Origin of the sequence: Pseudoalteromonas rhizosphaerae (assembly GCF_902498845.1) — a bacterium.
Lineage (GTDB): Bacteria > Pseudomonadota > Gammaproteobacteria > Enterobacterales > Alteromonadaceae > Pseudoalteromonas > Pseudoalteromonas rhizosphaerae.
Genome location: NZ_CABVLM010000012.1, coordinates 134,300 through 159,255, shown reverse-complemented (window position 1 = coordinate 159,255; position 24,956 = coordinate 134,300). Strand labels below are relative to the sequence as shown.

General features: G+C 40.3%; 22 protein-coding genes. 10 read left to right on the top strand and 12 right to left on the bottom strand.

Annotated features, from left to right (window positions below):
- Nucleotides 1–232 precede the first annotated feature (232 nt).
- The 7 genes from PSR9079_RS17855 (at nt 233) to PSR9079_RS17825 (ending at nt 7,414) form a co-directional block, all read left to right on the top strand.
- The gene (locus PSR9079_RS17855; protein ID WP_149982677.1) at nt 233–1,402 is read left to right on the top strand and encodes a slipin family protein; all 1,170 of its coding nucleotides are present in this window, start codon (nt 233–235) and stop codon (nt 1,400–1,402) included.
- Between the two features lie 52 nt (nt 1,403–1,454).
- A complete protein-coding gene (locus PSR9079_RS17850) occupies nt 1,455–2,678 on the top strand; it encodes an RtcB family protein (protein WP_149982676.1) in 1,224 nt (407 codons plus the stop codon).
- Between the two features lie 10 nt (nt 2,679–2,688).
- Nucleotides 2,689–3,738 (top strand): RNA 3'-terminal phosphate cyclase, encoded by a 1,050-nt coding sequence (gene rtcA / locus PSR9079_RS17845; protein WP_149982675.1) that lies wholly within the window; start codon nt 2,689–2,691, stop codon nt 3,736–3,738.
- Between the two features lie 28 nt (nt 3,739–3,766).
- Nucleotides 3,767–5,035 carry a multifunctional CCA addition/repair protein gene (locus PSR9079_RS17840; protein WP_149982674.1) on the top strand — a complete coding sequence of 423 codons (1,269 nt, stop codon included), beginning with the start codon at nt 3,767–3,769 and terminating at the stop codon, nt 5,033–5,035.
- The gene (locus PSR9079_RS17835; protein ID WP_149982673.1) at nt 5,022–5,840 is read left to right on the top strand and encodes a nucleotidyltransferase domain-containing protein; all 819 of its coding nucleotides are present in this window, start codon (nt 5,022–5,024) and stop codon (nt 5,838–5,840) included. Before PSR9079_RS17840 ends, PSR9079_RS17835 begins: the two co-directional genes overlap by 14 nt.
- A gap of 49 nt (nt 5,841–5,889) precedes the next feature.
- Nucleotides 5,890–6,480, top strand: a complete 591-nt coding sequence (locus PSR9079_RS17830) for a TrmH family RNA methyltransferase (protein WP_149982672.1) — start codon at nt 5,890–5,892, stop codon at nt 6,478–6,480.
- A gap of 94 nt (nt 6,481–6,574) precedes the next feature.
- A complete protein-coding gene (locus tag PSR9079_RS17825) occupies nt 6,575–7,414 on the top strand; it encodes a hypothetical protein (protein WP_149982671.1) in 840 nt (279 codons plus the stop codon).
- A 37-nt stretch (nt 7,415–7,451) separates the two neighbouring features.
- Here PSR9079_RS17825 and PSR9079_RS17820 read toward each other — a convergent pair whose 3' ends face one another.
- The 7 genes from PSR9079_RS17820 to PSR9079_RS17790 all read right to left on the bottom strand — a co-directional run bounded on the left by PSR9079_RS17820 (nt 7,452) and on the right by PSR9079_RS17790 (nt 14,404).
- A complete protein-coding gene (locus tag PSR9079_RS17820) occupies nt 7,452–8,717 on the bottom strand; it encodes an AAA family ATPase (RefSeq protein WP_149982670.1) in 1,266 nt (421 codons plus the stop codon).
- Nucleotide 8,718: 1 nt separating this feature from the next.
- Entirely contained in the window at nt 8,719–9,363 is a 645-nt protein-coding gene (locus tag PSR9079_RS17815; protein WP_246175595.1) for an RNA ligase family protein, read from the bottom strand.
- 151 nt (nt 9,364–9,514) lie between these two features.
- A complete protein-coding gene (locus PSR9079_RS17810) occupies nt 9,515–9,859 on the bottom strand; it encodes a low molecular weight protein tyrosine phosphatase family protein (RefSeq protein WP_149982669.1) in 345 nt (114 codons plus the stop codon).
- Complete coding sequence (gene prfH / locus PSR9079_RS17805) at nt 9,859–10,515, bottom strand: peptide chain release factor H (RefSeq protein ID WP_149982668.1); 657 nt, start codon at nt 10,513–10,515, stop codon at nt 9,859–9,861. The genes PSR9079_RS17810 and prfH overlap by 1 nt, the downstream gene beginning before the upstream one ends.
- A gap of 2 nt (nt 10,516–10,517) precedes the next feature.
- Complete coding sequence (locus tag PSR9079_RS17800; protein WP_149982667.1) at nt 10,518–11,702, bottom strand: RNA ligase RtcB family protein; 1,185 nt, start codon at nt 11,700–11,702, stop codon at nt 10,518–10,520.
- A 611-nt stretch (nt 11,703–12,313) separates the two neighbouring features.
- Nucleotides 12,314–12,964, bottom strand: a complete 651-nt coding sequence (locus PSR9079_RS17795) for a hypothetical protein (protein WP_149982666.1) — start codon at nt 12,962–12,964, stop codon at nt 12,314–12,316.
- A 255-nt stretch (nt 12,965–13,219) separates the two neighbouring features.
- A complete protein-coding gene (locus PSR9079_RS17790) occupies nt 13,220–14,404 on the bottom strand; it encodes a BaiN/RdsA family NAD(P)/FAD-dependent oxidoreductase (RefSeq protein WP_149982665.1) in 1,185 nt (394 codons plus the stop codon).
- Nucleotides 14,405–14,728: 324 nt separating this feature from the next.
- On the opposite strand from PSR9079_RS17790, the gene PSR9079_RS17785 reads away from it, so the two are divergent.
- The gene (locus PSR9079_RS17785; protein WP_149982664.1) at nt 14,729–16,855 is read left to right on the top strand and encodes a S8 family peptidase; all 2,127 of its coding nucleotides are present in this window, start codon (nt 14,729–14,731) and stop codon (nt 16,853–16,855) included.
- A 107-nt stretch (nt 16,856–16,962) separates the two neighbouring features.
- On the opposite strand, the gene PSR9079_RS17780 is transcribed toward PSR9079_RS17785, so the two are convergent.
- Nucleotides 16,963–17,436, bottom strand: a complete 474-nt coding sequence (locus PSR9079_RS17780) for a peroxiredoxin (RefSeq protein WP_149982663.1) — start codon at nt 17,434–17,436, stop codon at nt 16,963–16,965.
- Nucleotides 17,437–17,532: 96 nt separating this feature from the next.
- Here PSR9079_RS17780 and PSR9079_RS17775 point away from each other — a divergent pair, with 96 nt between their 5' ends.
- Nucleotides 17,533–18,183, top strand: coding sequence for an RNA polymerase sigma factor (locus PSR9079_RS17775; protein ID WP_149982662.1), 651 nt, complete (start codon nt 17,533–17,535; stop codon nt 18,181–18,183).
- Nucleotides 18,167–18,550, top strand: a complete 384-nt coding sequence (locus PSR9079_RS17770; protein ID WP_149982661.1) for a VOC family protein — start codon at nt 18,167–18,169, stop codon at nt 18,548–18,550. Before PSR9079_RS17775 ends, PSR9079_RS17770 begins: the two co-directional genes overlap by 17 nt.
- A gap of 82 nt (nt 18,551–18,632) precedes the next feature.
- On the opposite strand, the gene PSR9079_RS17765 is transcribed toward PSR9079_RS17770, so the two are convergent.
- From PSR9079_RS17765 to prlC, 4 genes are all read right to left on the bottom strand, one after another.
- Complete coding sequence (locus PSR9079_RS17765) at nt 18,633–20,558, bottom strand: methyl-accepting chemotaxis protein (protein ID WP_149982660.1); 1,926 nt, start codon at nt 20,556–20,558, stop codon at nt 18,633–18,635.
- Nucleotides 20,559–20,679: 121 nt separating this feature from the next.
- Nucleotides 20,680–21,435 (bottom strand): class I SAM-dependent methyltransferase, encoded by a 756-nt coding sequence (locus PSR9079_RS17760; protein WP_145238699.1) that lies wholly within the window; start codon nt 21,433–21,435, stop codon nt 20,680–20,682.
- Nucleotides 21,436–21,492: 57 nt separating this feature from the next.
- Nucleotides 21,493–22,674, bottom strand: coding sequence for a response regulator transcription factor (locus tag PSR9079_RS17755; RefSeq protein ID WP_149982659.1), 1,182 nt, complete (start codon nt 22,672–22,674; stop codon nt 21,493–21,495).
- Between the two features lie 127 nt (nt 22,675–22,801).
- Nucleotides 22,802–24,853 carry an oligopeptidase A gene (gene prlC, locus PSR9079_RS17750; protein WP_149982658.1) on the bottom strand — a complete coding sequence of 684 codons (2,052 nt, stop codon included), beginning with the start codon at nt 24,851–24,853 and terminating at the stop codon, nt 22,802–22,804.
- Nucleotides 24,854–24,956: the final 103 nt, after the last annotated feature.

The window sequence follows — 24,956 nt, the reverse complement described above, 5'->3', positions numbered from 1 at the left end:
AATTGGTGGAGCAGCGGTTCGCCGTATGCCTTGGGTTCGAATCCCATCTTAAACATACAATAAAGACGTTAGTAAGTAGTTATTACCAATGCTTAATAAACGCCTCAGGCGAATGAACGGTGGCAAGCTGGATGCTCCCCATCGCTATGCAGTTTTAGGCCTTTATTAAACAAGTATTTAACTCTTACTAACCCCTTAATTTAAGGGAAGTAAAAACAATAAGGAATTTAAAATGTTAAGCAAAAAATTATTAAAAAAAATAGTCGAGATCACTGAAAACCAAAGAGTGCTAGTGTACAAAAATCAACAACTAATAGATGTACTCACACCTGGAAAACATAAACGTTGGGATTTTAAAAATGAATTATCGTTTGTTTATTTTGATATAAACACGCTGTACTTTTCAGAACAAAATGCTGAAAGGCTGTATCGAAATAATCCACAGCTAAGTGAACATATTTTTCACTGTAAGCTAAGTAACACGGAAGTGGGCCTGTTATACGTTAATGACCTACTTGAAGGGATCGTCGCACCTAGCGAACAATTATATCTGTGGCAAGACGCGGGTGATATTCGACTAGAGAAAGTATCTATCGACAAAGAAATAGCCCTAGATGATAAAACGCTTTTTTTAATTAACCGTGCTGGCGCAAATACAGCGTCACGTTTAATTAAAAGTGAGCGTACTGTTGCGGTTAAACCTATTGCGGATTTAAACATAGCAAAAGAGCACATTGGTTTACTGTATGTAAATGGGCAGCTATTAAAACAACTAACACCTGGTCATTACGGTTTTTGGCAATTTAATCATGAGATTGAATTAAAAACGTTTGATTGCAGAACGCAGTTACTCGAGATCTCAGGGCAAGAGATCCTCAGTAAAGACCGCGTAAGCTTACGCATTAATTTGAGTGCCAATATTAAGGTACATGACGCTCAGCTTGCAGCGCGAAGCGTTGATAACGTGAATGACTTTGTCTACAAAGCTTTGCAGTTAGCATTACGTGAAGCCGTTGGTACAAAATCGCTCGATGATATCCTTTTGGATAAGTTGTACGTAAATGAAACTGTGAAAGAGCTGGTTGCACAATCTTTAACAGACATTGGTATCACCCTTGCGAACGTAGGTGTAAAAGACATTATTTTGCCAGGTGAAATGAAAATAATATTAAACCAAGTAGTTGAAGCGCAAAAAGCAGCAGAAGCCAATGTAATTAAAAGACGCGAAGAAACGTCAGCAACCAGAAGCTTACATAACACTGCAAAAATGATTGAAAACAACCCAACACTAATGCGTTTAAAAGAGCTGGAAGCATTAGAAAAAGTCGCCGAACGAATAAACAATCTGACCGTGTACGGTGGATTAGAAGGATTAATGAACGGCGCAATAAAAATAGCCTAACCAGAAAGCATTACGCAAAAAGTAATAATGAAAAGAATTGAGGAAAAAACGAATGTGTAAAAATTATAACGTAATCGAAAACCAAGGTAGTGTACCAATTAAAGCGTGGACCAAAGGCGTTCCTTTTGAAGAGCAAGCTCAACAACAACTAAACAATATTGCACGTATGCCCTTAGTGCATTCACATATTGCGGTGATGCCAGACGTGCATTTAGGTAAAGGTGCAACCATTGGCAGTGTTATACCATCAGTTAATGCGGTTATTCCCGCCGCAGTGGGTGTTGATATTGGCTGTGGAATGGTCGCCACTAAAACAACTTTAACAGCAAGCCAACTACCTGATAACTTGTTGGCGATTAGACATGCTTTTGAGTCAGCAGTCCCGCATGGCAGAACTAGCAATAGAGGCAAAGCCGACAGAGGTGCATGGCATAACATACCCGATATAGTTGCGGGTGAATGGCTTAAGTTACAGACGCGGTTTGAAGTTATTTGTGAAAAACACCCAGCAATAAAAAAGAGCAACAACGTTAACCATTTAGGTACTATGGGAACAGGCAATCATTTTTTAGAACTGTGTTTAGATGAGCACGATACTGTATGGATCATGCTGCACTCTGGCAGCCGTGGCGTGGGTAATCGCATTGGGACGTACTTTATTGAGTTAGCTAAAAAAGAAATGCAGCGCCATCAAGTCAATCTACCCGATATGGATTTAGCCTATCTTGAAGAAGGCAGTGACTTTTTTGATGATTACGTTGAAGCGGTTGAATGGGCACAAGATTTTGCCGCCAAAAACCGCGAAATTATGATGTTTAATGCCATAGCAGCATTACGTAAGCAAATACCTGTAGCGTTCTCAACCCATGAACTTGCAGTAAATTGCCACCATAATTACATTTCGCGTGAGCATCACTTTGGTAAAGACTGCTTTGTAACACGTAAAGGGGCAGTAAGAGCTGAAAAAGGGGAAATGGGCATTATTCCAGGCAATATGGGCGCGCGCTCTTTTATTGTTCGTGGTTTAGGAAACCCTGAAAGCTTTAACAGCTGTAGCCATGGTGCAGGCCGTGTTATGTCTAGAACAAAAGCCAAAAAGGTGTACAGCGTTGAAGATCAAATTGCTGCTACACAAGGCGTAGAATGCAGAAAAGATGCAGCAGTGATTGATGAAATCCCTCACGCATACAAAGATATTGAAAAAGTAATGACAGCACAAAAAGACTTAGTTGAGGTGGTATATACCTTAAAACAAATTGTTTGTGTAAAAGGATAAAGATAATTATATGACCACAGAATTTATAAAAATTGATGGCTCACAAGGTGAAGGCGGCGGCCAAGTATTAAGAACCGCCCTCACCCTGTCTATTTTAACCCAACAAAAAATTGAGCTTTACAATATTAGAGCTGGCAGAAACAAAACAGGGCTATTACGTCAACACCTTACATGTGTTTTGGCGGCACAAGAGATTTGTGATGCCAGTATTGAAGGCGTTGAACTTGGCTCAACGCATATTCGCTTTTCGCCGGGCAAAATAAAAGCCGGTAACTTTAATTTTGCCATTGGTAGCGCAGGCAGCACCGTATTGGTATGCCAAACAATTTTACCTGTATTGGCACTGGCACCAAACTGCTCAACCGTCACGTTTGAAGGCGGCACACATAATGGAATGTCACCTTCTTTGTGCTTTTTAGAACAGTCATTTTTGCCCATACTGAAACGCATGGGTGTTGATTGCCAGATTAAAACGACAGCACTCGGATTTTATCCTGCAGGCGGTGGAAAGTGGCAAATAAGCGTTCAACCAACAACAAAGCTTAAGCCAATTACGTTAACTACTGCTGGTGCTCAATTTGCTGAACAAACGAGTAATTGCTCTCTAACGGCACTAGTAAGTTCCCTTCCCTCTAGCATAGGGCAGCGCGAAATTAACACAGCTAAAAAAGTACTCAATTGGCATGATGCACCAAGTCTTGTGCAAAACGTGATCACCCCAGGCCCGGGTAACAGTTTTCAATTAGGTATTGATAGTGAAACGCATCGTTCTGTTTTTGAAGTCAGGGGAGAAAAAGGGTTATCAGCGCAAAATGTAGCAAAACGCGCGGCAGGCAGAGTCAATGTATTTATTCAATCTCTGGCGGCGGTTGAAGAGTATTTAGCCGACCAACTATTACTGCCCATTGCACTGGCAGGAAGCGGCAGCTTTACAACAACTAAACCTAGCTTGCATACAATAACGAATATACATGTTATTAAACACATATTAGGAAAAGAGATACAGTTAAAGCAATTAACACAGTGCCTGTGGCAAGTTTCACTAGCACAAGACACTTAAGCAGGATTAAAAATACAGCGGTAAAGTAATGAATAATAAAATAAAAAAGGTCTACTTAGTCGGCGGAGCAGTGAGAGACTCATTACTAGGCCATCAGTCAAAAGACAAAGACTATGTTGTAGTAGGCGAGACACCTGCCACCTTAATCGCATTAGGTTATCAGCCTGTTGGCAGTGATTTCCCGGTTTTTTTGCACCCAAAAACCAAAGACGAATACGCATTAGCCCGTACTGAACGAAAAAATGGCAAAGGCTATACTGGCTTTACAGTGGATGCCAGCACTTCGGTGACTTTAGAAGAAGATTTAGCTCGGCGGGATTTAACCATTAATTCAATGGCGATGGATGATCAAGGCAATATTATCGATCCTTTTAATGGCCAAGCTGATTTAAAAAACAAAATACTCAGGCACACTACCGCCGCTTTTGCAGAGGATCCCGTACGCGTGTTACGGATTGCACGTTTTCTTGCCCGTTTTGGTGAGCAATGGTCAATACACCCAGACACTCAAGCGCTTATGAACAAACTAAAAGAAAGCGGCGAACTTGCGAACTTAGTACCCGAACGTGTATGGAATGAGACCGAAAAAGCATTAAGCGAGAAACACCCGCAGTTATTTTTTCAAGCGCTTAATGGTTTAGGGCTATTTCCTGAAATTGAAGCGATGCAAGGTATCCCACAACCTAAAAACCACCACCCTGAGGGGGATGTTTACATTCACACCATGCTAGTACTAAAGCGAGCTGCTGATTTAGGGTTTGATGTTGAAACACGTTTCGCCGCCCTTACTCATGACTTTGGTAAAGCTTACTGCTATCAAAAATATGGAAATTTACATGGTCATGAGCAAGTAGGCATTAAGGTGATAAATGAATTTTGTGAGCGCTTAAAAGTACCGAATAAATTAAAAGCGCTGGCAGCTTTAACAAGTGACAACCACACTCGATGCCATAAATTATTTGAGCTAACACCTAAAAAAGTACACAGGTTTATCGTTGAAAAAATGAACGCGCTTGAACATCCATACCGTTTTTTACAGTTTCTTCAAGCGTGTTTATGTGATGCGCAAGGTAGGGGTGAAGACTTTGTAAATAAAGACTATCCACAACTCCAATTAGCGCAGTCACTATTAAATGCATTAAAGCAACTCGACAGAAAAGCCATAGTACAACAAGCAATTTCAAGAGGTAAAAGCGGCCCGCTAATTGGTGCAGCAATGCGAGAAGCGGAAATAAATTGTTTACGCAATTGCCTAACCGAATTAAAAAATAAAGAGTTACACCATGAAAATAAATAACCAAGAAAATACAGTAGATCAGCGTATCAACAAAGATATTCATACTGAAATTCTACGCAGAATAAAAGCCGCAGAAGCTGAGCACAATGTTAAGGTACTTTACGCGATAGAGTCAGGTAGCAGAGCGTGGGGGTTTGAATCTCTTAACAGCGATTACGACGTGCGATTTATTTACGCGCACCCAACAGACTGGTATTTAGCAGTAAACCTTGAAGATAAACGCGACGTGATTGAATACCCAATAGTCGATGAAATAGATATAAACGGCTGGGATATTCGCAAAGCCCTAAAATTATTTTATAAATCTAACCCCGCGTTTATCGAGTGGCTACAATCACCCATTGTGTATGTAGATGACCACCACTTTGCAACAAAAGCGCGCGAATTGCTGCCACTTATCGCGTCATCAACACGAGGAATTTATCACTACTTGCATATGGCTAAAGGCAATTTCCGTGAATATCTTAAAAAAGAGCAAGTCCCCCTGAAAAAGTATTTCTATGTTTTAAGGCCTTTATTAGCAATTATGTGGCTTGAAAAATATAACGAGCCGGCACCTATCGAATTCGATACTTTACGTAAGTTAGTAGCCGAGAATACCCCACTTAATGAGGCAATATCGGCACTGCTGGCATCAAAACGCGTCAGTTTAGAGAAAGAGTATATTAAAAGCGTGCCAGTGATTAATGAGTTTATTGAGTCAGAACTAGCGAGACACGAAAACTACAGCGCTAAATTTGAAACCAGAGACGTCGATTTTGAAGTGTTAAATCAACTTTTTGTTGAAGTGCTTGAGTCCAACTAAGTATTACTCAAAGTAAATAAACATTAGACTCATTTAGGAGAACTGAGATATGAATGATTCAAAGAGTACTATTCGCCAAAGAGCAGATGAAATTAAAGCATACCAATGTAAAAATTTAATCGCGGTTCTAGAAAATCCTATGGATATTAAAAATATAGGCGCAGTCATTCGTAATGCAAATGCGCTTGGTGTTGAAAAGATTTATGTTGTTGATTCTCGACATTCTTTGTCTGATGACTGGGAAGAATTAAGAGGGCGAAAATCACTATCCAGAATCTCTGTCTCAGCTTCAAAGTGGACTTTTGTTAAACGCTTTAATAGTACAGAAGAATGCTTTGCGCATCTGCAAAAAAATAGGTTTGTATCAGTAATAACCTCTCCACACATTAAGGGTAAACTAAATCAAATCCTTCATGAGGCGGATTATACTCAACCGAAGTTAGCTGTATGGTTTGGTAACGAATCACGAGGTGTAAGTGATACAGTTGTAGATAACAGTGAGTTTTGTATTTCAATTCCCATGTTCGGTATGATTGAGAGCCTAAATTTAGCAACGACTACCGGCATAGTTCTTTATGAAATCACAAAGCAGCGCCGCGAATATCAAGCTAAATATAAACGGGCCCATAGAAAACCCTAGCAATGTCTAAATCGTAATTTCTATTGATAATAAAAAGTTAAATGGTAAATTGGTTTATCTTAAAAAACTTTCTTTAGCACCTAGCTAAATTAAAATGAAAATTTATCCTTTATTCGGTATTGGCAATATTACTTTCGGTATGAGTCAAATAGACGTTCAATCAATTATTGGTAAACCAAAACAAACAAAAAAACAGACTGCTAAAGAAGATGATTCCATGCATGAAGTTTGGTGTTATGACACACTAGGTTTACAGCTTGAATTCGATTCATTCTATGAATTTAGGCTAAATCGTATAAAAATCACATCTAGCGACTTTTGTATTTATGGTGAGCCGCTTATTGGGTTACCAGAGGAAAAGCTTGTTGGGCTATTGCCAAAAGTAATATTAGATAGTGAATACAATGGTTATAAACAATACACCGTTTCGGATCTTAAATTAGAGGTTATTTTAGAGGATAAAGTTGTTCGTGAAACTACTTTAGAGCCGGATCCCAACGTAGAGTTTTTGAAGTATTGTTCAAAAAGTTTACAGCGTAGATTTACTTGCCAACGCATATTAAAAAACGATGTAAGACGTCACGAAAGAATAATAGCCGCTGGGCTTTACGTTATTGAAAAAGGCTTAACTGATTCTACTAGCCTTGGATTTTTACCATCGGATATAGAATCGTTTTTAGGAAGTTATCTTTCAATTAACCCTAAAACTAGGGATCTTTGGTGTGATGGAGTTGAACTGAATAAACTAGACTTCGTCACTAAAAATACAGCATCGATATATGCTACTGCTGATATTTTATCTTCAATTGATAATAGTGCTTATGACACATGTGAACTTCAAGGTTACATCACTATCTCCTCTAATGGTAAAAAGCTAAAAAACTATAACTTAAAATTAAAAAGACGAGAAAATGTCATCACTATAAATAAGTAGGCTAGTATTTCCAGCCTACTTTATTCAATAAATTAATTTAATAAAAAAAGGAGCCGTATTCAGACAAAATTACTCCTTTTTCGCCAATAATAAGCATTCGGTGGCCTTCAGTAACTGAAGGCCACTCAAACTTATTTAACTGGCTAGTAATAACGTCATCACCCACATTATGCTTTCTACTTTTGTTTTGACTACGTAGTGTGCTTTCTTTAACTTGCAGAGCAACAATCGTAATTAAAGCGCCGTAATTTAGCCCAAGATCACAAATAATTTGCCTAAAGTCTTTACGAAAATTGGTCGCATCCCAGACAATATTTTGCTTATTTGCTAATGCCGTTTTTAATCGCGATTTAGCTAACTGTAACATCTGCCCTCGATTTTTTTGGCAATGCCTTTTCCCATTAAGCTCTTCACGAATATCATCTAATGAAATAACTTCAAAGCCTATTAGGTTTTGTGCAATCCAAGTAGATTTACCACTGCCGCTAATGCCACACATCACATAAAGATGGCTGTACTCTAAAGCACCTTGATAATTTTTCGCTAGGGCTTCTTCAACCATACTAATTTGACCATTTGCCAGCTGACGAATAGCATAGCCATTTAAATACGTTTGTTCTGCACGTGAAGATTTGACCTGAATAGGTTTTAAAATTGAGTGAGTTGCCTTGCTCTCGTCCCACAATTCATACTCTTGAGCAAACATTTTAAACTGTTCCAACAAATCGATTTGTTGGGCTAGGTCTGTGCATGTTCGCCCTTTCATATCAGCTAATTCAAGCCAATAAAGTAACTCTAAATTGGCATTTAAAGAAAGGTGCAGGTAATCACTGTAACTTTGATTTTTGATCACCAAACGTTTTGGCATTTGATGAAAACCCACTAATCCAATAATGCTATTAATTGCTTTATACCCAAGGGGTAACTCAAGTAACTTAGTCGCTAAATAATTTGCACCTGCCTCCTCATGTTTTGGCGCAACTACACGTTCAACTCCCTCTATCAGCTTGCGTTTTGTAGTGATTGGCTTAGCAATATCATGCAATAAAGCAGATAAGATCAATACCTGCCTTTGAGCGCCTTTTATATGTTCAGCATCATTGACTAGTATTTCATACAATTGACTCAACACCATATCAGTATGAATGGCAACATCACCTTCAGCATGCCAGATACTGTCTTGCTCAGTGTCAGCAAACTGATACAGTAAAGGGAACACATCTGCCAAATACTCTACACACTCAGCAAAATCTGGTGAATGATTTAAAGCTAAACTGTCTAACCAAGTGGCTAATTTTTTCATCTTAACCTCCCTTTTTTGTATTTTTAGTGCTTAACCCATTAGGGATAATGTCAGCATGCATCCAATGCTTATCGGTGATCACATGGTTGCTTCTCACCCACTTCGCGACACTTTCTTTGAACTGTGAATAATGAAAACCATCAGCAAGCCTAACCACATAGCCTTCTTGGTATTGAGTATCCAATACTATGTCTTTTATTGTTTTTTCACACCATAAGCCAACATACAACTCGTTTGGAGTGGTCAGCCCTAATTGTGCAAAAAACTGTTTGCTGTCTTGCCAGCTTAAGCATTCGTTGTTTTCGTTCCATAGCGAAAATACCATAAAATAACTAGCTAATGATTCATAGCTAATCGAATGCCTTGCATATAGGTTTTCGCCACAGATACGCCACCCTTGCGGAATTTTGTAGCCAAGTTCAGCTTGCAACGCTTTTACCCATGTTCTTGATGGGTGAAAACGACTATCAATCGAACGAGCATGTACAAAGTCACTGTAAATAGTCGTATTTTCGCCATCCATTTTTTCAGTAACAACGACTTGCTGATTTGCAAAGCAGCTTAAATTACCTTGGTGTATATCATCTTCTGTTGCACCCGGTGACCAAGGTAAATGCGGGGTGCGAGGGTATTTAACTCTCATCATGTAACTCCAACTGTAAACGTTTAGATTGAACATTGTGTTCACTCTTCTAATAGTTTTAAGCACCGCATAACAATCTCTCCAAGACTGAAATGGCAAAATTAAATATGCGGTGTTGAGATGGAATTACATTGTTCTACCCTCTTTCTTCAATTTAAATTAGCGCTAAATAGCTGCCAACGCTTTGTTTTATAATACTTACTAACTCGTTATCCATATATTGGTATTCATCAGCAATATCTAATACTTGAATATCTTTATAAGTTAATAAATGTCCAAATTGCGCTTTAAGTCTATTTTTGTGTTTTTGCTCCATAACAAATATGACATAAGCCCATTGCATCATTTTGGCATTCACCGTTCTCTTTGCATTAGGGCTGGTGCCTGCTGAGCTAACAGCGAGCTCTGGGGGATTTTTCCATACTTGTTCAGCCGTTGGGCTTCGCCACTGATTACGACTACAAATAAAAAGTACATTTGTCACTTTATGTTCCTTCATTAACTATGCACTCCTTTATTAACTGAGCTGTCATGTTTTAAAGTAAACTTTTCACCAGTGAATGTTTTTACAGGATTACCACGTTCAACTTCCCAGTGCTGTTGCCAACGTGCTGTTTCCTGCTGAGTCATTTTATCTAATGCTACTTGCTCTAGTTTTTGAAACAACAACACACTTGCTAAACGCTTATTGGCATGCTGACTGCGCTCACTTTCAACACGTACCGAAATACCCGTTGCTGTGTGGGTTGCTCTTACCGCTGAATCAGTAGTATTAACATGTTGACCGCCAGCGCCAGATGCACGACATGTTTGAAAAGTTACGCCTTTATCAAACTTACTTTCATCAATGTCGAACAGTTGCCCACTAAAAAACCAGTTTTTACGTTTATGCTTAGGCCGATACTGACTTTGACATACCCACAACATAGTACCTTGCCATGACTGAGACAATTGCTTAGCCGCGCTATCGGCTGTTGAATCAAGTTGCAATAAAACCGACTTTAAACAGCCTCGTTCGGTTGCGCTAATAGCCTCAACAATCTCGAGTTCTATGCCTTGTGCGAGGCATTGCTTTTTAATCATTTTTAACGCTAAACTTACAGCTTTACAGCACTCAATAGGTCCTTGCCCTGCTGATAATTGCAGTAATATCATGATCAACAACCTCCATTTGTTTTGAAGGTTAAAACTGGCCGTAACTTAGCGACCACTTCTATTAACCCTGCATCAACCATGTCACTTATAACCGTTTCGCACTTTTTGTATGCTTGTGGGGCTTCGTCGTATAGCAATTCTTTATTACCACAAATAACTCTGCTGCCTAACGCTGTACGATATAAATCTTCGCGCTTATATTTATGACCTAATCGGCCATGGCATTCACCGCGCTGCCATTTTCGCCCCGCGCCGTGTGCAAGTGAAAATAAACTAGTATTGATACTTTCCTGCACTGTTAGATCATTACCACTTAACTCTGTAAATACAGGTTTTACAAGATAACTGTAATCGCCACGAGAGCCTGGGATCACTACATAGCCTTTATCACTCGGTGTTGCACCTTTTCTGTGTAACCAGCCATCGCAACCATTAATATTTTTAGCCGATACTAAATTATGGTTAATATCTAAGGTACACTCACCATTGGCTCGTATAGCCTCTAAAAACCGCTTAGCGATCAACTCACGATTAAGCTCTGCAAAGCGCACCGCTTCATCATGCTTGCTCATGTAATCTTTAAAATCAGCATCACCTTCACATAAGCCATCGTGATTATGACCCGCTATATGTTCAACCAATATTGATTGCCCTAACCCACGCGAGCCTGAATGAACCAATAATTGAAGATGCTTTTTACTTAGCCCTAACTCATCTAAGGCACTTTGATTGTATATCTCATCAATAGCTTGAAACTCAGCAAAATGATTACCGCCACCAATGGTACCCAAGGCACTATCATAACCCTTGGTAGTAATATTTTTTGCCGCTTTGCTACTTTCTATGATTGAGAACCAACTTTCATCAAGTGGCAGCTCAATATGTGTAAATTTTTTGGCAAGTTTATCTAGATTTACTTTTGCTACTTTTGCTGTGGTTTGCCACAGCGCCATACCACAGCCAATATCGTTACCCACTAATGCAGGGTAAATTTTGTTGGTCGTGAAAAATGCAGCCCCAATAGGATACCCTCTACCTGGGTGTAAATCAGGCATGCCCGCAACGCGTTGCATACCATTTAGCTCTGATGTTTTGATCAGTTGCTGTATCGCCAGCCCCTCAATCCACGTATCAGCAGACGCAATAAGGCTAACTTTATCAGTTATTTTTTGGACGGATTTGCCCATAATACCAATTCCTTTTTCTTTGTTAGAAAAATAGGATTAAAACGAAATACGAATTGGCAGGTCTGGATCTATTTTGAAATCAAACGAAAGGAACGCGTTTAAACGCAATGCTTACCTAAATGTACTTAATATATAACAGCGTGTTTAAGTAACAAGTTTCTTATCGGATAAGACCTGCAAAGGATGTTGATGTAATTGTCATAGTATTTTCTCCTTCACAGTTAGTTGATGAATCCAACACTTAGGGTAAGTGCTGAACAATTGAACGAGCGCATGATAATTAGTTTTTGGATATAAAGCAAACAAAAATTATGGCGTGTTTTATGTGCTTCTATATTTATATATATGTTGTTACACGAGTATTTGCCCGAAGTAGGTATTTTAACTTACATACATGTTCTGTAAAACGAAGTGATTGAACAAGAAAACAAGGATAAAAGTAACCATTAACTAGTTAGTAGGAAATTTTGCGATTAACTCAGGTACTATGTTGAGGTAAGGGTATAAGTTCTTCTTTGAGCTGAATTGGTTAACTCCATGTTTGTCAAAATAGCTGTCTTGACAAAATTTGTGCCTGTCCTTTTTTATTTCTAATGACTTCCGCACAGTAGTCACTTTTTATCTAACCATTTGTTCATTGCTTGATCGTAGGCGTCGGTTACTTTTGTTTTAGCACAAGTGGTGCCTACTAAGTAACTATCTGGTAGGTCACTTTTTGGCATTACACCAGCTCCTATCGATACCTTTTTAAAGCAGTTATCTCCGAGGCGATAGATAGTTAATTGCATGCTTTGCTTTTCAACTTTTAATGGGTCTATGCTGGTTTGCTGGTGCTCCTTTGGCACAGTAATACGCAGTGGTTGTGCTAAAGCTTGTGACGTTGGAGGTGTTGATGGGAATGTATTTTGCTGTTGCTTTAGTATGCTCTTTAAACCTAATTTAAGGTCTATTTTTTTATAGCTGTTAGAGTCTGTTTGTGCCTTGGGCGTTACAGGCTTTATTGTTTTTTTAATTTTTACAATCGTGTTTGCAGCAGGAATAATTGGTTTTTCAAGCTTTTTCAACAGCGTGGCTTCGCCGTGCTGGTTGCTCTTCTTTTCTATTGTAGGCAATGACTTAGGCAACGCCATACTAACCATGTATGCTTTAATTGGGGGAGTATCTATCGCTACAAATTTTGGGGTTTTAACACTCATTAATATTGAAAAAATTATCCCGTGGAGCAGTAATGAAATAATAAAAGGCCAGCGCCACGTTGTCACAATATTTGTTCCCTAAACAATAAGTGTTCCCTATAACACTAATTTAATATGACCACATAGGCGCTACAAAGTTCCTAATATTAACACTATGTTATTATTTTTCTTAGCATTGACCAAATATTCAAATTCTTGTTTGAAAATGGATGTAATAAGAATTATGCAACTGCTCATTATCAATAACCTTAAATCAGCTAGAGAAAATGAGCATGTTGTAGCATATCTCACTACGGGCAAACTTTATTGTCTCTGCACAAGCTAACAATACTGCCCTGCTGCGAAGCCGCAGCTCCACGCGTATTGAAAATTATAGCCGCCTAGCCAACCGGTTACGTCGGTTACTTCACCAATAAAGTACAGCCCTTGGGCTTTTTTCGCTTCAAAGGTTTTTGAGCTAAGTTCGTCGGTGTCTATACCGCCTAGAGTTACTTCCGCTGTGCGGTAACCTTCGGTGCCGTTGGGTTTAATTTGCCAGTTATGAATGTAATTAGCTAGCTCGTCAATTTGGCTATGGGTGAGCTGATTTACATTGCAATCTGGAATAGCTTTACTCTCATGCAGTATTTCAATAAAGCGTTTTGGCAAAATAGTCGCTAGGCTATTTTTTAATGATTTTTGTGCTTGGGTTTCTCGCCATGTTGCTAATTGCTCTGTTAAATCAAGCTCTGGTAACAGGTTTATAGTCACTGCTTGCCCTGCTCGCCAAAATGAGCTGATTTGTAATATAGCGGGGCCTGATAAACCACGGTGAGTAAATAGGATGTTTTCTTTAAAACTTGTGCCGTCTTCACTGCTGACGATACATGGCACGCTAATACCCGATAACCCTTCAAAGCGGTCCTTATCATGTTGGTGCAAGGTAAATGGTACAAGTGCTGCCATGGTCGGTAATACTTTTAAGCCAAATTGCTCAGCAATTTTATACCCTATTGGTGTTGCGCCTAGTTTTGGCATGGTTAAGCCACCAGCGGCAACAACGAGTGACTCACAGCTGTATGACTGTTGTTCTGTGATCACGAGATAGCCAGTAGCGGTTTTTTCAACGCTAAGCACTTCGTTACGCAGCGCAACATTAACACCCGCCCACTCGCACTCAGTTAGCAAAATATCAACGATATCTTGTGCGCTATTGTCGCAAAATAACTGCCCAAGGGTTTTATGGTGATACGCCAAACCGTGTCGGTCCGCCAGCTCAATAAAATCATGTTGGGTATAACGGCTCAAACACGATTTTACAAAGTGCGGGTTACCACATAAATAGTTTTCAGGGCTGGCGTTTTCATTGGTGAAATTACAACGTCCGCCGCCGCTGATGAGAATTTTACGACCAGACTTTTTGCCCATATCAAGCACTGTAACACTGCGGCCACGGTATCCTGCTTGTGCTGCACACATTAAACCTGCGGCTCCGGCACCGATCACTATTACATCTACTTGGGTCATTTGTTCATCTCATGAGGAAATTTTTGCAATTGTAGCAAATTTAAAAGTACAAACTGAGCGGTATTTCACTATTTTATTATTAACAACAAAGTGTGAAAAAATAAATGTTCACCTCACCAGCCTACAAATTAATTAATACTTTATAACCACTATAGCAGCATAATAAAAGTCATAAAATCGTATTTAGCCATATAAACATCCCGATATAACTAAAATAGAGACATTAATAATAAAACGTTATTTTAACTATTTTAACAGATCATTTACTTTTGTTCCCCTTCACAACAATTCATCGTGAAGCTTAATAACAATCTAGGGATAATTATGACAACAAGAAAAACATTTAAAAAATGCGCTGTAGCGCTTACTGTGAGCGCGATATTTGCAGCGACATCAAGCATGGCAAATCCTAGCGAAGCAATAACACCATCTATTGCTGACATAACAACAAAACTACAAAGCCAAGCTCCTCTCGGTACACGCTTTATCATCAAGTATAAAAATAACGCTGATGAAATGAGTACAATGTCGGCTGCTGAAACTAGCCCACAAATGATGAATAAAAAGGCCCAAGGCTTTGTTAAAAACTTTACCAGTAAAAAAGGAAAAGTTAAGGCGCAATATATCCGTGCAATGGCATTGGACAACCATCATGTTATGCGTGCAAATAAAAAACTAAACGCTGACGAAGCCCAACAATATATGCAAGAAGTAATGGCTTCAGGCAATGTTGAATACATTGAAATCGACCAAATGTTAAAACCATTTGCAACTCCTAATGATCCTCGTTATGACGACCAATGGCATTACTATGAGCAAGCTGGCGGGTTAAACCTTCCAACTGCATGGGATACCGCAACAGGTAGCGGTGTAACAGTGGCAGTATTAGATACTGGTTATCGTCCACACATTGATCTTAATGCCAATATTTTACCTGGCTACGATATGATTTCGGATACATTTGTCGCAAATGACGGCGGCGCACGCGATAGTGATGCACGCGATCCAGGTGATGCAGTATCTGCCGGTGAGTGTGGTAATAATAACAGTGCACAAGGTTCAAGCTGGCACGGAACCCATGTTGCAGGTACTGTTGCAGCCGTTACGAATAATGGCGAAGGTGTTGCTGGTGTTGCTTATGATGCTAAAGTTGTTCCGGTACGCGTACTTGGTAAATGTGGTGGTTTAACATCTGATATTGCCGACGGCATTATTTGGGCTTCAGGCGGATCAGTTTCTGGCGTACCAGCTAATGCTAATCCTGCTGATGTCATCAACATGAGTTTGGGTGGCAGCGGCTCTTGTAGCTCAACAACACAAAACGCGATTAACCAAGCACGTAATAACGGCACTGTAATTGTCATTGCCGCAGGTAATGATAACGACAATGCTAACAACTATAACCCTGGTAACTGTAATGGCGTAGTAAATGTTGCATCGGTTGGTCGTAATGGTGGTCGAGCTTACTACTCAAACTATGGTACATCTATCGATGTTGCAGCACCTGGTGGTGCGCAAAGCTTTGCTAATGATTCAGAAGGTGTTTTATCTACACATAACTCAGGTTCATCAAGCCCTTCTAGTGACAGCTATCATTACTCACAAGGTACATCGATGGCAGCACCTCATGTTGCTGGTGTTGCTGCTCTTATTAAACAAGCAAAGCCAACTGCAACGCCTGATGAAATTGAAAGCATATTAAAATCAAGCACTCGCTCATTCCCTGCCACATGCAATAACTGTGGTACTGGTATTGTTGACGCTGCAGCCGCAGTTGCTGCTGCAAGCGGTGGTACTACACCACCGGTTGGCGGCAATGAGTTACTTGATGGCCAAGCTCAAACGGGCCTAAGTGGCGCTGCGAGTAGTGATACTTTTTATACAATGACTGTACCAAGTGGCGCAAGTAATGTGACTTTCACTATGAGTGGCGGAACGGGAGATGCTGACTTATATGTACGCTCAGGTAGTAAACCCACTACATCAACTTATGATTGTCGCCCTTATAAAGGAGGTAACAGCGAAGAGTGCTCTATAGATAACCCAACTGCTGGCACATACCATGTAATGGTACGTGGTTACTCGACTTACTCAGGCGTTAGTTTAGTGGGTAATTTAACAACCTCTGGTAGTAGCGGTAATCCACAAGCTGGCGGTGGCACAATCGCAGATATTACGGCGAACGCTGGGCAATGGAAACATTATACCCTTGATGTTCCAGCAGGAATGGCAAGCTTTACCGTAACAACGTCTGGTGGCTCAGGTGATGCAGATTTATTTGTTAAGTTTGGCAGCCAACCAACAAGCTCTAGCTATGATTGCCGCCCATATAAAAACGGTAACGCAGAGACATGTACGTTTAGCAATCCTCAAGCAGGAACTTGGCACATGAGTGTGAATGCTTATAAAACCTTTGCCGGTTTAACGCTTGACGCACAATACCAGCCTTAGTTAGCAATAAGGCATAGGGTTTGTATTAAACCCTATGCCTATAAGTGCTATTTGCCAGTTCCCTTGGTAACTTTGGCCGAACGAAAGTTCGGCTTTTTTAGCTCTTTTTAAAGCTTTTCAAGTACCGCTTCTGCGCGACTTACTGCAAACTCTTTATCTTGTTCGACAAATAAACCTGTGACTTGCTGATCTTCAACAATCATCGCATAACGCGTTGAGCGTACACCACCAAATGCAGCAGTGTCTTTATCTAAACCAAGTGCTTTGGTAAAGCTAGCATCGCCATCGGCAAGCATCTCGATTGCTTGAGCATTATGTTGCTCACCCCATGCTTTCATTACAAATGCATCATTCACTGATACACAGTAAATAGCATCAACACCTTTAGCCTTTATTTTATCTGCAAGGGTAATAAACTCAGGTAAATGTGCATTAGAACAGGTTGGCGTAAACGCACCTGGAACGGCAAATAACACCACTTTTTTACCTGCGAACAAGTCGTCATTGGTCAGTGTTTGCATGCCGTCATCGGCTAATTGCGTAAGACTAATTGCTGGTAATACTTGGCCTTGAGAAATCATAATAATTCTTCGAAAGTGAATATGAGTTAGCAGTATAATAGAGTAAGGTTAAAGTTAAAGGAGAAACAATAAAAATATCACTATCAGGACACGGCTATGAAAAAAAGTAATTACTACACAAACCTACTTCACTATGCGTTTAAAGTGACTTTGCATAAAGAAGAAGCTGAGGACTTACTCCAAACAGCGCTTCTTGCAGCAATTGAAGCTAAGCGTTCGGATTTAAGCTGTGTTAATAACCGTCGATGGATAATTGGTGTACTTCGAAATCAATCAACTTTTAATGCTCGCTCTGCCGCAAGACGAAAAACACGTGAAGCTTCTGTCGCCTATTTACGTAATATGCAAACACAAAGTGAAGTATCGCCCCACCATTTTGTTGATACATTACCACCAAGCCTTAAAACAACTGCACTTTTAGCCTTAACTGGACATACCAAAAAAGAAATATCTTGGCTACTACGAGCATCAGACATGGCGCTACGACAACGCATTGTGCAAATCAAGCGCCGCTGGCGACTATATGATGGAGGAGATATCTTTGAACTTAAAGGTTTAATAGGTGAGCTGCCGTTTGGACAGATACGTAAAGCATTACTAAAAGCTCCTTGTCGTGATGATGACACTGTAGCCAGCCACGACCCAGATGGACATCTTTTTATGGTGACCTCACAAAACCCACTGTCACGGCAACATAAGTTGAAATCAATCAAAAAAGAGGAAAATGTTCATGTTAAGCAAAAGTAAGGTTGGCGCAATTTGTTATTACATCAACGATCTTGATAAAACAGAGGCTTTTTACCGTGATACGCTCGGAATAGATATTCAGAAGATGGAAGATGAAGGTGAAGGTTGGCTACTAGCAAAAACGGTAAATGAAGTGGAGTTGCTCTTTTTTAAGCAAGAGTCACGTCCTGGGAACTCACCGATTATTGTTTTCGAACTCGCTGATGGGGGGATCGATGATGTAATCGAGGCTCTTGCTGAGAAAGGTACAACCATTGTTACACCAGTCAGTCATGCGCCAGGTGGCTGGTCAGCCGAGATCGCTGATCCTGACAATCATCAAATTTCAATGTATCAATCCGATGAAGTTCCACGCAGCAGGAAGTGACTGCAGCAACACTAACTCTGTATAAACCAAGTTAAATGTAAGCTAAAACACATTCACCAGTAACGTGTTTTAGCTTTATCCACTACAATCCTAAGCTACTACGAATAGTATGCATTTGCTGCTGTAAGCGCTGATGAATATCAGCTACTAATAAACTGGATTCACTCACCTGCCCTTTCATACTTTGCATTGACTGGCTGAAGTTCTCTAACAATGAGTTTTGCTGCTTTGCCAACTCCATTGCATCAAAAGCGACTTTATTAGCATCCTGTGCATTATGAGCAACCCCTTCGGAGTTTCGTTTCAGCTCTTGGGCATTATCGGTTTGCAATTGAGCATCATCAGCTAATGCTGATATTTGCGTTGACACCATAGTTGAGTTTTCACTCAATAGATTGAGCTGGTTATTTATATCACTCAGCGAACCTTGTGTTTGCCGAGCTAACTTGCGCACTTCATCTGCAACCACAGCAAAACCACGGCCATGTTCACCTGCGCGCGCTGATTCGATCGCAGCATTGAGTGCCAGCAAATTAGTTTGATCTGCAATATTGCGGATCACTTCAATAACTTTCCCTACATCTTGTACACCACTGAGCAACTCTTGCAAGCTATGTAAACCTTGCTCCACCCGCTGTTGTGTATTTGAGCTAGCACTGAGCATGTTTTGGGCAAACCCTAAACTTTGCTCCATTGCTGAAAACGTATGCTTGGCGTTATCTGCTACTTTGCCGTTTATATCGTTTACTTGCTCACCAATATGTTGAATATCAGCCAATAATTCTTGATTTTGTTCAACTTGATGATGACTGGCATCTGTTTGCTGACTTATCGTATGTAGATGCTCGCTCATTTCTTGCATAAAATCGTTAATCACCTTGAGCATTTGTGCACGCTCTTCAGCCTCTAACCGTTGACGCTCAATTAACTGGTTAAAGTAACTAGCTATTTCACCAACTTCTGTTTTTGAGTTACTACTTTCAATATTTTTTAATTCGTTACTTTCGATTAAAAATGCAAAGCCATCACGTAATTGACGAAGCGGGGTTAATACTTGATTTCGCTGTACAAAGTAAACACCAACAGCCAATACAACCAGCATGCCAATGGCAATACAAAACACTATGAATACTCGCTGCTTTAACGTACCTTGCTGAATTTTAAGTTGCTGCTCAGCATTTATCACCGTGCCAGAAAGTGTACTGATCTGTTTGCGAAGGGCCTGTATGCCTGTTTGACGCTGTTGAGCTTGTGCAATGGTGTTCTCTAAATCACGAGGGTAGCGGTTCGGCCAGCTTCTTAGCTCAGCCTTAATTTCACCTGCTAAATCTTCGGCTTCTTCATCTATAAACAAACTATCTTCATCAACTTCACTCATAACGCCCAAGTTTTCAAGCTCGTCAATCTGCTTTGCTAAACGGTTTAAGTTAGCAATACTTTGTTGTAAGTTGGTTTGTGTGTCTTGATCAAAACTAAGCATTAGCTGATAAGTAAACAACGACAAATTTGTCACTTCGCGGTAGTAATCACTGGCAAGCTGATAATAAGCCTGCGCGTTAGTATTTTGTTGCCCTGCTTTGTTAGCATAACCAATCAAGGAAGATGCTGAGCCCGCCATTTGCCTAAGTGCATTATCAAGCAATGCTGTTTCATTACCTGACAGTTTACCTAAAGCACGATACTTACCTTTTATATCAGTATCGAGTTGGCTTAATTGCAGATCTAACTGTTGTTTTAAATCAATAGGTAAAATGGCAAGTTGGGTGTCTTTTACTTGGCTAATTAAATCCGACGCTTTCCCTAAATACTGACTATCGCCCTGTGCTAAGTAATCTTCTAGTAAGCCTTTTAAATCGACTAATATTTTATTTTTTAATTGATTATAAGATTGGTCTTGTTGTTCGAGTTTAACTAAAGTTTGACTTGCCCAGTACAAGGTTCCGCCTAACAGCAGGCTAGCCAATGCCAGCAAAATAGCCAGCAACCGAGTGAATGATGACACGCGCATGAAATTAAATTCCTTTGGGTAACTGCGCGTACACTATTAACTATTTATGACAATTTAATGAAAGCCGATATGAAACACTTATAACTTTATAGGAACAAAAATAAAAAATACGAATAAAGCTTCACACCATGGCGGCTTTTACATAAACATCAAAGCGATTCTTTTTGGTTTTTATTTGCATGCTTGGCGTTTGGTTGTTTAAAAACGGTGCGTAGTCGGGGCGTTTAACTACCACTCGCTTGCTGGCAAGTGGGTAGGCAAATGCGAGTAAGTCATCAGCATCATTATCTGCGCCAACCAAGTCTTGAAACACCCGCATTTCTTTTTTAACCAGTGCTGACTTTTCACGGTGTGGAAACATTGGATCCAAATAAACCACATCTGGCATACTTTCGCATTGCGCGAGTAAGGTATGACTTGAGCCAAACACTAAGCTCATGTTTTGTTTCATCCACGGGCCAATTTCATTATCGCTATAAGCACGTTGTAAACCATCATAAAGTAATGCAGCAACAACTGGGTGGCGTTCATGTAAAATCACTTTACAACCTAGCGATGCTAACACAAAACCATCACGGCCAAGCCCTGCGGTCGCATCGAGCACAACCGGCGTTGCCCCTTTATTCAAACCCACCGCTTTAGCAATTGATTGCCCTTTACCGCCACCGAATTTACGCCGATGAGCAACAGCCCCAGTTACAAAGTCAACGCTAATAGCGCCAAGTTTTGGTTCATCGGTTTTTCGTAAGCTTAAGCCTTGATCATCATAATGAAGTGAAAAGCCTTCGCTTTGTGCCGCCCACTCAGCGAGCCCAAAACGCAGCTCAATTTCATTAAGATAAGGACGTACTTCTTTAAAAGGACACTGTATAACCAAAATAAACTCCGACCGTGAATAGCTCGCGAAGTATATCAACTGCTTAACGCTATAGCACTAAAATAGCTCAATATCCGTTTGCGAAGTAACGTCTTGAGTGTGCTCCGGCGTAGCAATTTTACTCAAGCTATCGATCAATTCGCTGCGCGATTCAATAATGTGATTGAGCTGATGCTTAATAAAAGCCAAGTCATCATTCAAGACTGTTAACTGTAATTGTGTTTGCTCTAATTGCTCAACCTGCAATGCCAATGCTTGGTTCGCAGCAAAAGTGGGATCTTGCTGCATAAGTGCACGTAATTCAGATAACTGAGTTGTCAATTTAGCTACGGCTTCTTCGCGCGCCTCGCTACTGACAAATAATTGCGAAGAAAGCTCATTAAAAGCATTACCAACCGCATGCGCTTGAGCCAGTGCTTTTTCGTTTACTTCCATATCTTGGATTTTGGCATTGGTTACTTCCAAAATATGCGGGAATAAATCTTTATAGCGGCCATACAACACAACATCATCTAAAGGCATATTTTTAATTAAAATAGACACTTTCGGGTAATTAACAATAGTATGACTACTAAAATCAACAAAGCGATTAGAATAACGGTGCTTTTCTAATAACTCTTGCTCTAACGGACAAACACCACCGTCATCAGTGCACACAACCCCTACATCTTGATACCAAAAAGCCACAACTACATCGAGATTTAACGGTCGGAAGAATTCAAAAAAATGGGCCGATAATGATTGCACATCATGGGCGTGATAGGTTTGCCCTACATAACGCATTATGCGACCCATATCGCCGGAGTCAGTCATGGCTATTTCAGCGGTGATCTGCGCGCGCTCTACATCATTTTTTAACTTAATAGAATGCTGACGATATTGATACAACACCCGAATACGCGCCATTAATTCCTCGGTATTAAAGGGCTTTACAATGTAATCGGCAGCACCGGCATTATAACCTTTAACACGTTCTGGTAATTCGCTTTTACCCGACAAAAACATTACTGGGGTATCTTTGGTTTGCTCATTATTTTTCAGCTCACGACACACTTCGTAGCCCGTTTTACCGGGCATTTCAACATCCAATAAAATAATGTCAGGGCTATATTTATAAGCTTGCCTTAAACCTTCTTCGCCATTTTTAGCATGAATTAACTGACAAAACCCCGCTAATGATTCCTCTATTACACGATGAACATATTTATCATCATCAATCGCCAGTACCAGTTTTGTCATGCCCAATTCCTTTTTATTAATTACTTAAAAAAGCATAGTACGGAGCCCTGATTTTGCGACAATTTATTACTCTAAATAGTAAAAAAGCGCCAAACGGCGCTTTTTAAAGATTAAATATACCTAGTGCTTAAGCTGCAATACCACTGTGGCGCAATAATGCATCTACACTTGGCTCACGACCACGGAAGTTTTTAAACAACTCCATTGGCTCTTCACTGCCGCCTTTTTCTAAAATATGCTGCATAAAGGCTTGCCCAGTTTCTGGGTTAAAAATACCTTCTTCTTCAAATTTGGAAAACGCATCAGCTGAGAGCACTTCGGCCCATTTATACGAATAATAACCTGCGCTATAACCACCAGCAAAGATATGGCTAAAACCATGTTGAAAACGGTTAAACTCTGGTGCTTTAACAACTGATGTATGGCTACGTACTTCATCTAAACGCGCTTGAATTTGGCATTCTTCACCCGCTTGATAATCGTTATGAATTCTAAAATCAAATAACGAAAACTCGATTTGACGCAGCATTTGCATGCCTGAGTTATAGTTTTTAGCTGCTAGTAGTTTATCCAATAACTCTTTAGGCAATGACTCGCCCGTTTCATAGTGGCCTGAAATAAAGTTAAGTGCTTCTTCTTCATAACACCAGTTTTCTAAAAACTGACTTGGCAGCTCAACGGCATCCCATGCAACACCATTAATACCCGCAACTGGCGCGGCATCAACTTGGGTTAGCATATGGTGAATACCATGGCCAAACTCATGGAATAAAGTGGTGACTTCATTATGAGTAAACAGTGCAGGTTTATCGCCTACCGCTTTATTAAAGTTACACACTAAATACGCTACAGGCGTTTGTAACTCGCCATTGGCGCGTACTTTGCGACCCATGCAGTCATCCATCCACGCGCCACCGCGTTTGTGATCACGCGCGTATAAATCAAGATAAAAACGGCCACGCAGGGTATTGCTACTGTCGTAAATTTCAAAAAAGCGAACATCTTTATGGTAGGTATCAATGTCTTTTAACTCTTTAACACTAATACCAAATAAACGATTTACTGTTTCAAACAAGCCGCTTAGTACTTTATCAGCAGGGAAATACGGGCGCAGTACTTCGTCTGATATTGCGTATTTCTCTTGCTTAAGCTTTTCACCGTAATAACCATAATCCCACGCAGCGAGTTGCTCAATGCCATGTTTTTCTTTAGCGTAAGCTTGTAGCTCAGCGAGTTCTTGCTCAGCTTGTGGTTTAGATTTAGCGGCTAAGTCTTCTAAAAATGAGAATACTTGCTCTGGCGTTTCAGCCATTTTAGTGGCTAATGATTTTTCAGCATAACTGGCAAAACCTAATAGTTGCGCAATTTCATGACGCAGCGCGAGTTCTTCACTCATGATCTCAGAGTTATCAAACTGACCAGCGTGTGGGCCTTGATCAGATGCGCGTGTTGCAAATGCCGTATACGTCTCTTCGCGTAATTCACGGTTATCAGCATAAGTCATGATCGGTAAGTAAGACGGGAAATCAAGGGTAAATACCCAGCCGTCCAATTCTTTGCTTGCTGCTGTATCTGCCGCTAACGCTAACGCCGACTCAGGTAAACCTGCGAGTTCGCTTTCATCAGTAATGTGCTTTTGCCAAGCCAATGTGGCATCCATCACGTTATTGCCAAATTTAGCCGCAAGTTCTGATAAACGTGCGCTGATCTCGCCGTAGCGCTTTTGCTGCTCGGGCGCCAAGGCGATGCCCGATAATTCAAAGCTACGCAATGCATTAGTAATCGTTTTTTGTTCTGCCGTACTTAACGTTTTAAACTCATCACTGTTGTGTAGTGCATTGTAGGCTTCATACAACCCTTGGTGTTGACCAACAAAGGTTGAATACTCTGAGATAAGCGGTAAACATTGTTCGTACGCTTCACGTAATTCATCGCTATTAACTACGGAGTTCATATGCGATACCGGAGAAAACATTCGCGATAATTTATCGTCAACTTCTTCAAGAGGTAACACTAAGTCCTGCCAAGTGAATGATTTATTAGCCAGCACTTCGTCTATTTTAGCGCGACATTCATCAATACCCGCTTTTAGCGCCGGCACAACATGCTCAGGCTTAATTTTTGAAAACGGTGGTAAGCCTTCAAGGCCTATTAGTGGGTTATTTTGTAAATCGCTCATGTTAGCTCTCAAATCGTTTCGAATATGATTTTTAAGTTGGGGCGTACGTCTCGAAATACAAGGGGCTTTTAACGGGTCTACCATGTGTTATTATCGGATAAAT